Source organism: Streptomyces formicae (assembly GCF_002556545.1).
Taxonomy (GTDB): Bacteria; Actinomycetota; Actinomycetes; order Streptomycetales; family Streptomycetaceae; genus Streptomyces; species Streptomyces formicae_A.
This window is the reverse complement of sequence record NZ_CP022685.1, coordinates 978136-992279: the sequence shown is the minus strand read 5'-3', so window position 1 is coordinate 992279 and position 14144 is coordinate 978136. Positions and strand designations below refer to the sequence as shown.

12 protein-coding genes are annotated in these 14144 nt (G+C 72.2%); 9 read left to right on the top strand and 3 right to left on the bottom strand.

Annotation, left to right across the window (positions count from 1 at the left end):
- Window positions 1–65: 65 nt before the first annotated feature.
- The 7 genes from KY5_RS03865 (at window position 66) to KY5_RS03835 (ending at window position 7441) form a co-directional block, all read left to right on the top strand.
- Complete coding sequence (locus KY5_RS03865; protein ID WP_098240852.1) at window positions 66–1385, top strand: MFS transporter; 1320 nt, start codon at window positions 66–68, stop codon at window positions 1383–1385.
- 4 nt (window positions 1386–1389) lie between these two features.
- On the top strand, window positions 1390–2916 hold the full coding sequence (locus KY5_RS03860) for an FGGY-family carbohydrate kinase (RefSeq protein ID WP_098240851.1): 1527 nt from the start codon (window positions 1390–1392) through the stop codon (window positions 2914–2916).
- Complete coding sequence (locus KY5_RS03855) at window positions 2909–4402, top strand: FGGY-family carbohydrate kinase (protein ID WP_098240850.1); 1494 nt, start codon at window positions 2909–2911, stop codon at window positions 4400–4402. Before KY5_RS03860 ends, KY5_RS03855 begins: the two co-directional genes overlap by 8 nt.
- On the top strand, window positions 4399–5022 hold the full coding sequence (locus KY5_RS03850; protein ID WP_098240849.1) for a histidine phosphatase family protein: 624 nt from the start codon (window positions 4399–4401) through the stop codon (window positions 5020–5022). Before KY5_RS03855 ends, KY5_RS03850 begins: the two co-directional genes overlap by 4 nt.
- Before the next feature lie 36 nt (window positions 5023–5058).
- Window positions 5059–6108, top strand: coding sequence for a 2-hydroxyacid dehydrogenase (locus tag KY5_RS03845; protein ID WP_098240848.1), 1050 nt, complete (start codon window positions 5059–5061; stop codon window positions 6106–6108).
- 142 nt (window positions 6109–6250) lie between these two features.
- Window positions 6251–7117, top strand: a complete 867-nt coding sequence (locus KY5_RS03840; RefSeq protein WP_098240847.1) for a phosphatidylinositol-specific phospholipase C/glycerophosphodiester phosphodiesterase family protein — start codon at window positions 6251–6253, stop codon at window positions 7115–7117.
- Window positions 7118–7246: 129 nt separating this feature from the next.
- Complete coding sequence (locus tag KY5_RS03835) at window positions 7247–7441, top strand: hypothetical protein (RefSeq protein WP_098240846.1); 195 nt, start codon at window positions 7247–7249, stop codon at window positions 7439–7441.
- 15 nt (window positions 7442–7456) lie between these two features.
- Here KY5_RS03835 and KY5_RS03830 read toward each other — a convergent pair whose 3' ends face one another.
- Together KY5_RS03830 and KY5_RS03825 are read right to left on the bottom strand one after the other, a co-directional pair.
- Window positions 7457–8749, bottom strand: coding sequence for a phosphodiester glycosidase family protein (locus KY5_RS03830; protein WP_098240845.1), 1293 nt, complete (start codon window positions 8747–8749; stop codon window positions 7457–7459).
- 120 nt (window positions 8750–8869) lie between these two features.
- Entirely contained in the window at window positions 8870–9247 is a 378-nt protein-coding gene (locus KY5_RS03825; protein ID WP_098240844.1) for a DUF779 domain-containing protein, read from the bottom strand.
- A 150-nt stretch (window positions 9248–9397) separates the two neighbouring features.
- On the opposite strand from KY5_RS03825, the gene KY5_RS03820 reads away from it, so the two are divergent.
- Both KY5_RS03820 and KY5_RS03815 read left to right on the top strand, forming a co-directional pair.
- Window positions 9398–10288: a sigma-70 family RNA polymerase sigma factor gene (locus tag KY5_RS03820; RefSeq protein ID WP_098240843.1), complete on the top strand. Its 891-nt coding sequence runs from the start codon at window positions 9398–9400 to the stop codon at window positions 10286–10288.
- A gap of 111 nt (window positions 10289–10399) precedes the next feature.
- On the top strand, window positions 10400–11074 hold the full coding sequence (locus KY5_RS03815; protein WP_098240842.1) for a L,D-transpeptidase: 675 nt from the start codon (window positions 10400–10402) through the stop codon (window positions 11072–11074).
- Window positions 11075–11133: 59 nt separating this feature from the next.
- On the opposite strand, the gene KY5_RS03810 is transcribed toward KY5_RS03815, so the two are convergent.
- Entirely contained in the window at window positions 11134–13584 is a 2451-nt protein-coding gene (locus KY5_RS03810; protein ID WP_098240841.1) for a SpaA isopeptide-forming pilin-related protein, read from the bottom strand.
- Between the last annotated feature and the right edge of the window lie 560 nt (window positions 13585–14144).

Genomic DNA, 14144 nt, shown 5'->3' with positions numbered 1-14144 from the left:
TTTCGGCCACTTGTTAGCTCGTTCCTGCCAGCACTCGTCGCCGCCGTTGCCGCAGGGGAGCTTCAATGACGAACACCCCGAGTTCCGTCTTCACACGACTCGGCATTCCGCCCGCCCTCTCCTGGGGATATCTGGGCCTCCTGATCTTCATGACCGGCGTCGGCGTCGAGGCCGGTTACCTCTCGCCGTACCTGGAGGGCCTCGGGATCCCGGCCGCCGACGTCGCGATGGTCTTCACCGTGTACGGCGTCACGGGCGCCGTCGCGGCCTGGTTCGCCGGGGCGCTCTCCGACCTCTGGGGGCCGCGCCGCGTCATGTGGCTCGGCCTCGTCGCCTTCGTCGTCACCCACGTCTTCTTCCTGACGGTGGCGATCCCCAGCAAGGCGTACCCGCTGCTGCTCCTCGGCTACGGACTGCGCGGCCTCGCCTTCCCGCTCTTCGCGTACGCCTTCCTCGTGTGGATCGCGGCGGTCGCCCCGCAGCGCCAGATGGGCAGCGCCATGGGCTGGTTCTGGTCGGCGTTCTCCGCGGGGCTGCCCACGCTCGGCTCGCTCACCGCCAGCCTCCTGATCCCGCGCGTCGGGGAACTCGGCACGCTGTGGGCCGCGCTCGGCGTCGTCGTCGGCGGCGGGCTCACGGCGCTGCTCCTGGTCCGCGAGCGCACCGGCTCCGTACGTCTCGCGCCGCCGGGGGAGAGCCCGCTGGCCGGGCTCGTCGGCAGCCTGACGATCCTGTACCGCGAGCCGAGGGTGGGCGCGGGGGCGACGGTACGGATGCTCAACACCGCGTCCCAGTTCGGCTTCCTGGTGATGCTGCCCGCCTGGTTCGTCACGGAGATCGGACTCAGCAACGCGCAGTGGCTGCGACTGCTCGCCCTGATGTTCGCCACCAACATCGTCACGAACCTGCTCTTCGGCGTCGTCGGCGACAAGGTCGGCTGGCGCACCACCGTCGCCTGGTTCGGCGGCGTCGGCTGCACCCTGTCCACCCTCGTCCTCTACTACGTGCCGTCCGCCGTCGGCGCGCAGTACACCCTGTGCGTCCTGGTCGCCGTGGGCTACGGCGCGACGCTCTCCGGGTACGTGCCGCTCTCCGCCCTGATGACCGCCATCGCGCCCGCCCACAAGGGGCAGGCCATGGCCGCACTGAACCTGGGCGCGGGCGCCTCGACCTTCGTCGGACCCCTCGTCGTCAGCCTCTTCATCGGACCGCTCGGGGTCGGCGGCGTCGTGTGGATCTTCGCCGGGTTCCACGCGGTCAGCGCCGTGCTCACCCTGGCCCTGCGGACCACTACCCCCGCCCCCGACTCCGCGGTACGCCTGCCACAGCCGCTTCCCGCCGACGACCGGGCACCCGTCGGCGCCCCCGCCACGAAGGGACTGTGACCCCATGTCCGTACTCGCCATCGACGTCGGCACCACGATGATCAAGTCGGTCGTCTTCGACGACCAGGGCACCGAACTCGCCGTCTCGCGCCTGGCCACCGAGGTGCACCGGCGCCACCCCGGCTGGGCGGAGCAGGACATGGACACGGTGTGGAACGCCGTCGTCTACACCGTCCGCAACGCGCTCTCCGACATCACCGACCCCGTCTGGCTGGTGACGTTCACCGCGCAGGGCGACGGCGCCTGGCTCGTCGACGCCGCGGGCAGGCCCACCGGGCCCGCGATCCTCTGGTCCGACGGGCGCGCGGGCGACATCCTCACCCGCTGGCAGCGCGAGGGCGTCCTCGAAGAGGCGTTCCGCCGCAACGGCTCCCTCACCTGTAGTGGCATGCCCAACGCGATCTTCAGCTGGCTCGGCTCGCACGACCCGCAGCGGCTCGCCCGCTCGGCCGCTTCCCTGACGGCCGCGGGCTGGCTGTTCCTGCGCCTGACCGGGGTGGCCGCCGTGGACGAGTCCGACGCGTCGGCGCCCTTCCTCGACCACGCGACCGGTGACTACGACCCCGAGATCCTCGCCCTGTTCGGCCTGAGCTCCTACGCCAGGCTGCTCCCCACGGTCCTCGGTGAGCACGAGCGCATCGCCGAGATCACCTCCGAGGCGGCGGCCCAACTCGGCCTGCCCGCGGGGCTTCCCGTCGTCATGGCGCCGTACGACATCGCCTCCACGGCCCGTGGCGCGGGCGTCGTCAACCCGGGCCAGGCGTGCGGCATCCTCGGCACCACGCTGTGCACGGAGATCGTCCGCAAGGACGTCGACACCAGCGGCGAACCGTCCGGCATCAACATCGCCTACCGGGGCCGCGAACGCGTCCTGCGCGCCTTCCCCACCCTCAACGGCGCCGAGGTCCTCACCTGGGCATCGCGCGCGCTGCACGTTGAAGGGCCCCCGGAGCTCGCGGAGTTGGCCTTCACCTCCGAACCCGGCGCCCGCGGCCTGATGTTCCTGCCCTACCTCTCCCCGGCGGGCGAACGCGCCCCCTTCCTCGACCCGCGCGCCCGCGGCGCCTTCTGGGGCCTCTCCCTCGAACACACCAGGGCCGACATCGCCCGTGCCGTCTTCGACGGGCTCTCCCTCGTCCTGCGCGACTCCCTCGTCGCCTCGCGCACGACCGTCACCGAGCTGCGCCTGTGCGGCGGGGGAGCCAACAGTGCCGAATGGTGCGCGCTCATCGCGGACGCGACCGGCGTGCCCACCGCCCGCTCAGCGGACACCGAACTCGGCGCCAAGGGCGCCTTCCTCACCGGCCTCGTCCTGAGCGGCGCCGAGTCCAGCATGCACAGCGCCGCCGCCAAGTACGTGCGGATGCAGAGCAGTTGGGAGCCTGACCCCGAGCGCTCCGCCTCCTACGCGGACCTCTACGAGTCGTTCCTGACCTGGCGGACGCTCGCCCGCGACGCGGGCTGGACCGCGGGCGCCGCCCCCTTCACCGCACCCCGTCCCGCACCCGAACAAGGAGCGCACCGTGTCTGAGCAACCGCCCCCGGACGCCGTCTGGCTCGGCCTCGACCTCGGCACCCAGAGCGCCCGCTGCGTCGCCGTCGACTCCACCGGCGAGGTGCTCGCCGCCGCGTCCCGGCCGCTGAGCAGCAGCCGCGAGGGCAACCGCCACGAGCAGGACCCCGAACAGTGGTGGAGCGAGCTCACCGACGCCTGCCGCGAAGCCCTGTCCGGCATCGAGGCCGACCGGATCCGCGGTCTCGCGATCGACGGCACCTCCGGCACGATCCTCCTCGCCGACGCGTCGGGCACCCCGCTCACGCCGGGCCTGATGTACGACGACGGGCGCGCCGCCGAGCAGGCCGCACGCGCCAACGCGGCGGGCGAGGACGTCTGGCGAGAGCTCGGCTACCGCTCCATGCAGCCGTCCTGGGCCCTGCCCAAACTGCTCTGGCTCCTGGAGCACGGGAGCGCGGCGGCCGGTACGGGGGTCCGCCTCCTCCACCAGCCCGATCTGATCACCTGGCGGCTCGCGGGACACCAGGTGCCCAGCGACGCGAGTCACGCCCTGAAGACCGGCTACCACCTCGCCGATGAGCGCTGGCCGCACCGCGAGCTCGCCGAACTCGGCGTCCCCGAGAGCCTGTTGCCCGACGTCGTACGACCCGGGGAAATCCTCGGCACGGTCTGCGCCGCGGCCGCCGAAGCGACCGGCATCCCCGAAGGCACCGCGATCGTCGCGGGCATGACCGACGGCTGCGCGGCCCAGATCGGCGCGGGCGCCCTCACCCCTGGCGCCTGGAACTCCGTACTCGGCACCACCCTCGTCTTCAAGGGCATGAGCCCCCATCTGGTGCGCGACCCGGGCGGCGTCGTCTACTGCCACCGAGGCCCCGGCGACAGCTGGCTGCCCGGCGGCGCCTCCAGCAGCGGCGCGGGCGTCGTGGCCCGCGAGTTCCCTGACGCCGACCTCGACGAACTCACGGTCCTGGCCGGCGAGTCCGACACGGACGCGGTCGCCTACCCGCTGGTGTCCACCGGCGGTGAACGCTTCCCCTTCCGCGCCCCGGACGCCGCCCCCTTCGTCATCGGCGCACCCGCCGACGAGGCGGAGCGCTTCCACGCCCACCTCCTCGGCGTCGCCTGCGTCGAACGGCTCTGCTTCGACTACCTCGACCTGATCGGCGCCCCCGTCGACGGCCCGCTCACCCTCACCGGGGGCGGCGCCCGCAACCGCTACTGGAACCGGCTGCGTGCCGACGTCCTGGGCCGCCCCGTCCGGATCCCCGCACAGGCCGAGGGCGCCATCGGCATGGCGGTGCTCGCCGCCACCTCCAGCGGCGTCTCCGTCCAGGACGCGGCGGCCGCGATGGTCCGCGTCGGCGAGGAGCTCTCCCCCGACCCGGCGCGCACCACCCGCTGGGCGCCCGTCTACCTCGGCTTCGTCGCCGCGCTCGTCGAGCGCGGCTGGCTGGACGCGGCCGTCGCCGCACACGCACAGAAAAGGGCAGGGCAGTGACCGACTTCATCCTCGTACGCCATGGGGAGACCGTCTGGCACGACGGCAACCGCTACGCGGGACGCACCGACGTGGAGCTCACGTCGCGCGGCCTGCGCCAGGCCGCGGCGCTCGGCGCGTGGGCCGCGGGGGAGCGCGTGGACGCCGTGGTCAGCTCGCCGCTGAGCCGCGCCCGGCTCACCGCCGCGCCCGCCGCCGACGCGCTCGGTCTGCGGCCGCGCGTCGACGAGCGGCTCATCGAGGTCGACTTCGGCCGGGGCGAGGGGCTGACCAGGGACGAGATGCGCGAGCGGTTCCCCGACGAGCTCGCCGCCTTCCTGCGCGACCCGGTCACCCACCACCTGCCCGGCGGCGAGGACCCGCGCGCGGCGGCCGAGCGGGCCGCCGAGAGCCTCGCCGACCTGGCGTCGGCGTTCCCCGAGGGGCGGATCCTCGTGGTCGCGCACTCCACCCTCGTACGCCTCCTGCTCTGCCGCGAGCTGGGCATCCCGCTCGCCGACTACCGGCGGGTCTTCCCCGCGCTGCACAACGGCGCCCTCACCGAACTGCGGCTGAGCGAGGGCCAGATGTCGCTGATCCGCTTCAACGCGCCGGCCGCCGTCGCCCCCGTACCCGCGTAACGCCCCCCCGCACCACCTCGCAGAGAGAAGCCCCTCATGAGCACCACCGTCCTCGCCGCAGGCGACCACTTCGTCCTGCCCCGCCTGCTCGCCGAAGAGGTCCGCGGGGCCACCGAAGGCACCGGCGCGGTAGAGGTCCGCGAACTCACGCTGCCCTGGCCGCACACCCCCTTCGGCCGCGTCGGCGAGGTCGACGAGGCGTCCGGCACCGAGGACGAGCTCATCGAGGCCCTCCAAGGAGCTGAGGTCTGCGTCACGCAGATGGCGCCGCTCACGGAGCGTGTCCTCGCCAACTGCCCCGACCTGAAGCTGATGTGCGTCAGCAGGGGCGGTCCGGTCAACGCGAACCTGGCGGCGGCGACCCGGCACGGCGTCGCCGTCTGCTACGCCCCGGGACGCAACGCCGTCGCCACCGCCGAACACACCCTCACCCTGCTCCTCGCCGCCGCGCGCGGCGTCGGCGACACGCACAGCGACCTGCGCCGAGGCGTCTGGCGCGGCGACTACTACGACTACGCCGCCTGCGGCATCGAGATCGAGGGCGCCACCGTCGGCCTGATCGGCTACGGAGCCATCGGCAGCCGGGTCGCGAAGGTCCTGGCGGCGATGGGCGCGCAGGTCCTGGTCCACGACCCCTACGTGCGGCCCGAATCGCTCGCGGACGGCGCCGAGCAGGTGTCCCTGGAGGAGCTGCTCACCCGCTCCCGCATCGTCTCGCTGCACGCGCGCGTGACCGAGGAGACCACCGGCATGATCGGCGCCGTCCAGATCGCGAAGATGCCGCGCGGCTCCGTCCTGGTCAACTGCGCGCGCGGCGCGCTGCTCGACTACGACGCCGTCTGCGACGCCCTGGACTCCGGACAGCTCGCGGGCGCCGCCTTCGACGTCTACCCGCAGGAGCCCGTGCCCGCCGACTCGCGCCTGCTCACGACCCCCGGAATCGTCATGACCCCGCACATCGCGGGCGGCAGCCAGGAGGTCGCGCACAAGGCGGCCAGGATCGTGGCGGGCGAGGTCGGCCGTTTCCTGCGCGGCGAGCCGCTCGCCCACTGCGCGAACCCCGAGGTCTTCGCGGACCGGGCGTGAACGCACGGCATCGATAGCGCCAACTCCCGTACGAGAGGGGTCAGTCGACGTGGGCGGGGCCGCATACTCACTGAGGCTCCGCCCCACGTCGTACCCGCGCGTCGCACCCCGACGCCGTACCCACTCACCCCGGGAGGCAGACATGGCACCCACCACCCGTCGCAGAGCCCTCACCACCCTCGGCGCGGCGCTGGCGGGCAGCGTCGCGATACCCGCCTACGCCCAGGCGGGCGAGCGCGGCCACCACCCCAGGCCCCGCCCGCTCCTCCGCGCCCACGCGCACAACGACTACGAGCACCCCCGGCCCCTGTACGACGCGCTCGACCACCGCTTCAACAGCGTCGAGGCCGACATCTACCTCGTGGAAGGCCAACTCCTCGTCGCCCACGACCCGGTGGACCTCGACCCCACCCGTACCCTCGAATCCCTCTACCTGGACCCCCTGGCCGCCCGCGTCCGCGCCCAGCACGGCTCCGTGTACCGGGGCTTCCACCGCACCCCCTTCCAGCTCCTCATCGACATCAAGACCGAGGGCGCCTCGACGTACGCCGCGCTCCACCGCCATCTGCGGCCCTACCGTCGCCTCTTCACCACGTACGCGTACGGCAAGGTCCGCCGCTCCGCGATCACCGCGGTGGTGTCGGGCGATCGCGCCGCCCGCGCCCCGATGGAGGCGCAGAAGGTCAGGCACGCCTTCTACGACGGCCGCCTCGCCGACCTCGGCACCGCGGCGCCCGCCTCGCTCATCCCGCTGATCAGCGACAACTGGACGCTCAACTTCGGCTGGCAGGGCACGGGTCCGATGCCCGCCGCCGAACGGGACAAGCTGCGCGGCATCGTCTCCGCGGCGCACGCCCGCGGCCAGCGCGTCCGCTTCTGGGCGACGCCCGACCTGCCGGGATCCCAGCGCGACGCCGTCTGGGGCGAACTGCTCGCCGCCGGTGTCGACCACCTCAACACCGACGACCTCGCGGGGCTCGAGGCATTCCTGGACGCGCACGCCCTGTGACCTCGGCCGATCAACACCCGCGCACATAACACCCGTTCGGAGCACAGGTCAGACGCCCGGACGGCCCCTCCGCTACGCCACACTGACGGCCGAAAGCCGCGGTCCCGCGTGGCGGAGGAGGTACGTCCGGTGGCTGTCTCGATCTCTGTGGTGCTGTTGCTCGTGATCCTGGCGGTGGTCTTCCTGCGCAGCGGAGCACTGAAGATCTCGCACGCCGTGGTCTGCGCGCTCCTCGGGTTCTTCCTGGCGGGTTCGAGCATGGCGCCGACCATCCACAACGGCCTGACGGCCACGGCCGACATCGTCAGCGGGCTGCGGCCCTGAGTCCGGCGCGCCCGGTCACTCGCGGGAGAACACGCCGATGCCGTTCGGCACCGGGCGCTCCGCCCCGCCGCTGGGGTTGTTGCGCACGGTCACGGCATCGGCGCCCGGCGCCCGCGCCACCAGGGTCGACGTGGCGGCGACCAGGGTGGAGGAGCCGCCGCCGTCCAGGCTGAAGCCGTCCGTCGCCCCCAACCCCCGCAGCGTGTCCGCGACTTCGGCGACGGTCAGGCCGCCCCGGTACTCCGGTGAACCGTCGAGGGAGAGCAGCAGCAGCCGTCGCCCGTGGTCGGATATCCCGGCCGCCGTGCGCACCGCCGACGCCGTCGGGTCGAGGCCGGGCAGCGGCGCGCCGTCCCGCAGCACGGGGTAGCCGCCGAGCGCGAAGCTGAACGGAACGCGCGAATCGGCCGCGACGAGGCGGTGGCTGACCCGCACCCGGTCGCCCAGGGAGAGCTTCCGCAACTGCTGCGCACCCGCCTCCCGGCCGACCAGCACGGTGCTGCCCCGCGCGATCGGACCGGTGCCCGGCGCGTCGGCCGACGCCACGACGCGCCCGCCGCGCACCGTCACCTCGTGGGTGTCCGTGCTGCACGGCGCGCCGCGGCTGGTGTCGGTGCCGCAGGTGGAGCGCAGCCGTGAGACGACGCCCCAGTCGCTGGTGAACGCGCCGACGGAACCGACGGGCAGCGCGTACTGGTTGAGGCCGCCGAGCGGCAGCCGCGCGTCGGGCGTGCGGATCGTCCCGTCCAGGGACAGGTCGTCCATGCGCGCACGCCGGTCGTACCCCACACCGAGTACGGCCTCGGTGGTCACTCCCGGCGGCATGGCGGGCCCGAACCGCTGCCCGTTCGGCACCGCTCCTTTGAGCGCGTGGCCGTTCGCGACGGCGGGGCCGACCGACGCGCCGGTCGCCTCCACGCCCGGATGCTGGGTCTCGCTGATGTTGAAGAAGTCGCCGTTGATCCCGCCGACGGCGCCGACGCCGTCCGCGAGCGCGGAGACGGGCGCCCGCGCGGCGACCGCGCCCGGGTAGAGCAGGCCGACGCCGGTGCGCGGATCGCGCAGGTCCACGTCGAGCACATGGGCGCGGGCCGTGCCGCGTGCGGTCGGGATGTCGAAGTAGCCGTAGGTCACGCCCGGCGCTATCGCGGACGTCCTCGCCGTGCCGGGACCGGCCGCCGCCTTCGGCGAAGCGCCGCTGGCCGGTGCCGCTCCCGTGAGAGCGACACCGGCCAGCGTGCCGAGCGCGGTCAGCGCGGCGAGTGCCGTGCTGACCGTTCTGAACCGACGCTCACGTCTTCTCGTCACTGTCCCACCCCTGGTGCACTCCGGTGTTCCCCGGTGTCTCCGGGCTGCCAACGGCCCCAGTGTGAGGGGCTGTCGGAGAGTGCACCAGAGGACGGTGACGGGCTGTTTCCGGGACGGCCGCTAGCTGCCGACCAGCCGGGAACGGATCAGGAAACGGACGCCTTCGGGCGCCTCCAGGGAGAAGCCGCTGCCCCGCCCCGGCACGACGTCCACGATCAGCCGGGTGTGGCTCCACACCTCGTACTGGCTCTTCGACATCCAGAACGCCACGGGCTCGGCGACGCCCTCGACCGTCAGCGAGGCGAGCCGCACGTCCGACGCACCGGTGCGGAACTCGCCCTCGGGGTAACACATCGGCGCGCTGCCGTCGCAGCACCCGCCGGACTGGTGGAACATCAGCGGCCCGTGGTCCCGCGTCAGACGCCGCACCAGGTCGGCGGCGCCGGGGGTCAACTCCACGCGGGGGCTGCCGTGCGGCTCGTTCTCGTCGTGGGTCATGGCACCAGGACAGCGCGCGGGACGTTGCATCGAGGTTGCACGGCAGGTCGTGGGCACGGGCGGTGCGCGGGCGCCGCGCGGCGCCGGGTACCTTCGGGCGGGCCGCGCGGATCCGTCGCGACGGCCCATGGCACGAGCGAAAGAGACACGGTGGACGACATCACGGGGTTGGCGGCACGCTTCGAGGAGCACAGACCTCATCTGCGGTCGGTGGCCTACCGCATGCTCGGCTCGCTCAGCGAGGCCGACGACGCGCTCCAGGAGACCTGGCTGCGGCTGAGCCGCACCGACATCAGCGACGTGGAGAACCTCGGCGGCTGGCTGACGACGGTCGCGGGCCGCATCTGCCTGAACATGCTGCGCTCGCGGGCCCATCGGAGCGAGGAGCCGCTGCAGACCCTGGCCCCGGACGTGGGCCCGGTGCGCCAGGAGGGCGGTGACCCCGAACAGGAGGCGCTGCTCGCCGACTCGGTCGGCCAGGCGCTCCTGGTGGTCCTCGACACCCTGGCGCCCGCCGAGCGGCTCGCCTTCGTCCTGCACGACACGTTCGCCGTGCCGTTCGACGAGATCGCCCCGATGATCGAGCGCACCCCCGCCGCGACCCGGCAGTTGGCGAGCCGCGCACGCCGCCGGGTCAAGGGCGGCTCTCCGCTGCCCGCCGCCGACCTGTCCCGTCAGCGCGTGGTGGCCGAGGCGTTCCTCGCCGCCACGCGCGGCGGGGACTTCGACGCGCTGGTGACGCTGCTCCACCCGGACGTGGTGCTGCACGCCGACCCGTCGGTCATCCCCACGCCCGAACCCGTCGTGGTGCGCGGCGACGTCGCCGTGGCGAAGGGTGCGATGGCGGCCGTGGCACGAGCCCAGTACACCGGGCTCGCGGTCATCGACGGGACGGTGGGCCTGGTGATGGCCCCGCTCGGGCGGCTGCGTCTGGTCCTGCGCTTCACGTTCGGCGAGGACCAGGAGCGGATCACCGGGATCGATGTCGTCGCGGACCGCGAGGCCCTCGACCGCCTCGACCTGGGGGTCCTGGACGACTGACGCGACGGGGACGGCCCGGCAGGGCGGCGGGCGTCGCCCGACCGGCTCAATTGTGGGATTAGTCGGGCCGTGTCGCGGGGCGGTGGACCGCGCGGCGGCGAAGCTGGGGCGATGCGCTGGCTCATCTCCTCGATCGCCGCCCTGTCCCTGGCCGTTCCCGCAGTCCACGCGTCGGCGGCGCCCGCCGGGGCCGACGCGCCGTGCCGCGGGGGCCCTGCCCCCTACCAACGCGAGCTGGAGCGCGAGCTGAAGCTGCCCGTCGACGGCCGCCAGTCCACCGCGGACTGCGTGGCCATCAGGCGGCTGCAGCAGCGGCTCGGCATCCGCCCCGCGGACGGACGCGCGACGCTGCGGACGTACCGCCTCGTCGTCGCGGACCACGTCAAGCGGGATCCGGCCGCCCGGCGCGGGTGTCCCGTCAGGCCGTACCGGGTCACGTGTGTGGACCTGACGCGACAGATCCTGTGGGTGCAGACGGGCCGGAAGCTGGTCTTCGCGCCGGTCCCGGTCCGCACGGGACGCGACGGCCTGGAGACCCGGCGCGGCTGGCAGCGGATCTACTGGAAGAACCGCGACCACTTCTCGACGATCTATCACGTGGCCATGCCGTACGCGCAGTTCTTCAACGGCGGGCAGGCCCTGCACGGCACCCGCGCGGATCTGTTCTCGTCCGGGTCCGGGGGCTGCGTCAACATGGCGGTGGGTGACGCCGCGCGGCTGTACGCCCTGCTCAAGAAGGGTGACCGCCTCTACATCTGGGGAACGAAGCCGGGCACGGGCGGCTGACGCCGTCCGTGCCCGGTGCGGGGGAGCGGGGCCGGGTGTTCACCCGGCCCCTTCGTGGGTCACTTGCCCTTCTTGCCTCCACCGCGCTGGTTGCTGAGCTTCACGGTGACGCCCTTCTCGGCGTTGCCCGCGGTGACCCTGTGCGGGCCGCTGACCGTGTTCTTCGGCAGGACGTAGCCGTCGGGGACGGCGGTCTCCTTGAGGTAGTACGTGCCGAGTTCGAGGTGGCGGTAGTCGCAGCGGCCCCGGTTGTCCGTGGCGCAGCCGCTGTCGACCAGGGAGTCACGGCGGGCACCGGTCGTCTGGAGACCCGGCTTGCCGTTGGTGTCCTCCCAGAGCTGGAAGACGGCGCCCGCCAGCGGCTTGCCCGTCTTCTTGTCCTGCTTGACGACGCTGATCCTGCCCGTGACCCCGGGGCGTCGGTGCATCACGTTCACCGCGGTGACGGTGACGCCCTTGGAGGCGTTGGCCTTGGTGAGTTCCAGGGGGCCGAAGACGGCGGGGTCGGGGAGGTCGTAGCCGTTGGGGGCTTTGGTCTCGACCCAGTAGTAGGTGCCGGTCTTGACGTTCTTGTGGCAGGTGCCCGTGGCCGGTGTGGTGCAGGGGGTGCCGACCTTGGTGTCGGGGTCGGGGCCGTCCTGTTGGAGGCCGTCGGCGCCGTTGGTCTCGTGCCAGAGCTGGAATTCGGCGCCGGGCAGCGGGCTGCCGGTGTCCTTGTCCTTCTTGATGACGGTGACGTCGCCCTTGACCACGGCGGGCTTCTTCTTGTTGTCCGCGGTGACGGTGACGCCCTTGGAGGCGTTGGCCTTGGTGAGTTCCAGGGGGCCGAAGACGGCGGGGTCGGGGAGGTCGTAGCCGTTGGGGGCTTTGGTCTCGACCCAGTAGTAGGTGCCGGTCTTGACGTTCTTGTGGCAGGTGCCCGTGGCCGGTGTGGTGCAGGGGGTGCCGACCTTGGTGTCGGGGTCGGGGCCGTCCTGTTGGAGGCCGTCGGCGCCGTTGGTCTCGTGCCAGAGCTGGAATTCGGCGCCGGGCAGCGGGTCGCCGGTGTCCTTGTCCTTCTTGACGACGGTGACGTCGCCCTTGACCACGACCGGCTTCTTCTTGTTGGTCGCGGAGACCGACACGCCCTTGTCGGCGTTGGCCTCGGTCAGCTCCAGCGGGCCGAACACGTTCGGCGAGGGCAGCTCGTAACCGTTCGGAGCCTTGGTCTCGCGCCAGTAGTACGTGCCGAGCGGCACGGTCTGCACGCACTCACCGGGCTTGTCGGTGGTGCAGGGGCTGCCGATCTGCTTGTCGGGGTCGGCGCCGTCGGTCTGCAGGCCGTCCACGCCGTTGGTCTCGTGCCAGAGCTCGAACTCGGCGCCCGCGAGCGGCTTGCCGCCGTCCTCGTCGGTCTTGACGACCTTGACCTCGCCCACGGTGGGCGCGAGGGCGCAGTCGGGCAGGTCTCCCTCGAAGGGGTAGTTGTGGAACTCCTGGCCGCCACCGCCCGACGGCGCGCTGGTGTGGGTGAGCGAACCGGTGGTGAAGAAGCGGCCGTTCATGCCCGGCACGCTGACCGTGGCCATCGAGCCCTGGTCGCCGATCAGCACGCTGCCCTGGAACTGCCCGGTGCCCTTGATCTCGACGGACGTGGCGTCGGGGAAGTTCCACAGCAGACGGCTACGCATCTGGTTCAGCTGGCTGCTGTCGTCGATGGTGCCGCTGTAGGTGTTGATGGTGCGGTTGGTGCCGAGGATGTTGACGAGGACCGTGGCGTCGTCGGGGATCCCCTCGAAGCGGATGCCCTCCTGGCCGCCCGAGCCGCCCATCAGGTCGAAGTCGACGTTGAAGACCTGGATCTTGGAGGTGTTGTCACCTCTGAACAGCGTCTCGCCGCCCGCGTGCGTGGCCGTGCCGGTGGGCGTGCGGGTGCTGCCGGGGCCCGTCGGGTGCGCGTAGCACTGGCTGGCCTCGGTGAGCTGGTTGCGCAGCGGAACGTAGGGCTTGGCGGCGTCGGGGTCCTTGGTCACGGTGCTGACGATCGTGCCGGTGGCGTCCCCCGCGTGCCGCACCACGCCCTTCTCTGCGAGCAGCCGCTCGCCCGAGGCGACCTTGACGTCGCCGCCGGTGGTGAGCCAGTCGGAGCCCTCGGAAGGGGTGACCCGGGAGCCGACACCGGCCTCACCGACGTTGTAGATGCCGCTGACCCCGGTCGCCTTGTCCTGGTCGAAGTCGCCGAGCACCACGACGCGGCCCTCGGCCTCCGCGGCCTTCTCACGGACGAGGAAGTCCTGGCCCACGTAGACGTTGATGGCATCGTCGCGGTACTGGATCGACCCGTTGTTGATGGGCGGATAGGGGCCGCTCGGGCAGTTGCCGGGGACGCACGGACCGAGCCCGCCGGGCAGCGGCTTCGCGGCGGCGACCGCGGCGGGCGCGTGGCCCGGTACCGAGGCGGTCTGCGCGACGGCGGGCGCGGTGGACAGGCCCGTTCCGGCGGCGATACCGAGGAGGCAGAGGTACCTCAATCCGGAATGGACTAGGGAGGGGAGGGTCACTTGCACATCAGCTCCTCACATGGACAAAGACTCGTGGAGGAGGCTCGCACGAAGGGCGCCCCGTGCCATTCAACCGATCCGCGCTTCATAAGAAGAGCACTGCAAAGGATGAGTGTTGGGCCATGTGGGAAGCGTTCGCACGCCTGCGCGGTGCTTCGGAGGGATTAAGTGGTCACTCTCGCTTCAAGCCTTTGAATGACAGGTTGTGAAATCGCAGTAGCTTGCATGTGAAGGAGTGTGGGCGAGTTCACAAGGTAACGCGCAGGTGTGGCCGCGCGTGGCTGTATGTCCTGTTTCGTGGCGAACAATTCCCGCACTTGTTGCCGCGGCATGAACAATTCCAGGCACTCGGAAAGGCTCCTGAAACGTACCGCTCACGTTCGTCGCGAACGTCTTCCGCGCATGTGGCAGCGCCGCTTCCCACGGTGTTGTAATTCTCCGCAACCCGGCGCGGACCACCCATTCCGAGCCGCCGGACCGCATTCCACGATCCGCATCCGCGACCCGGTGCGGGCGCGAGAACCAGGAGC

Coding starts and splice junctions, on each gene's coding strand:
- KY5_RS03865 (WP_098240852.1), top strand. CDS start 66: ATGACGAACACCCCGAGTTCCGTCTTCACACGACTCGGCATTCCGCCC.
- KY5_RS03860 (WP_098240851.1), top strand. CDS start 1,390: ATGTCCGTACTCGCCATCGACGTCGGCACCACGATGATCAAGTCGGTC.
- KY5_RS03845 (WP_098240848.1), top strand. CDS start 5,059: ATGAGCACCACCGTCCTCGCCGCAGGCGACCACTTCGTCCTGCCCCGC.
- KY5_RS03840 (WP_098240847.1), top strand. CDS start 6,251: ATGGCACCCACCACCCGTCGCAGAGCCCTCACCACCCTCGGCGCGGCG.
- KY5_RS03825 (WP_098240844.1), bottom strand. CDS start 9,247: ATGACCCACGACGAGAACGAGCCGCACGGCAGCCCCCGCGTGGAGTTG.
- KY5_RS03815 (WP_098240842.1), top strand. CDS start 10,400: ATGCGCTGGCTCATCTCCTCGATCGCCGCCCTGTCCCTGGCCGTTCCC.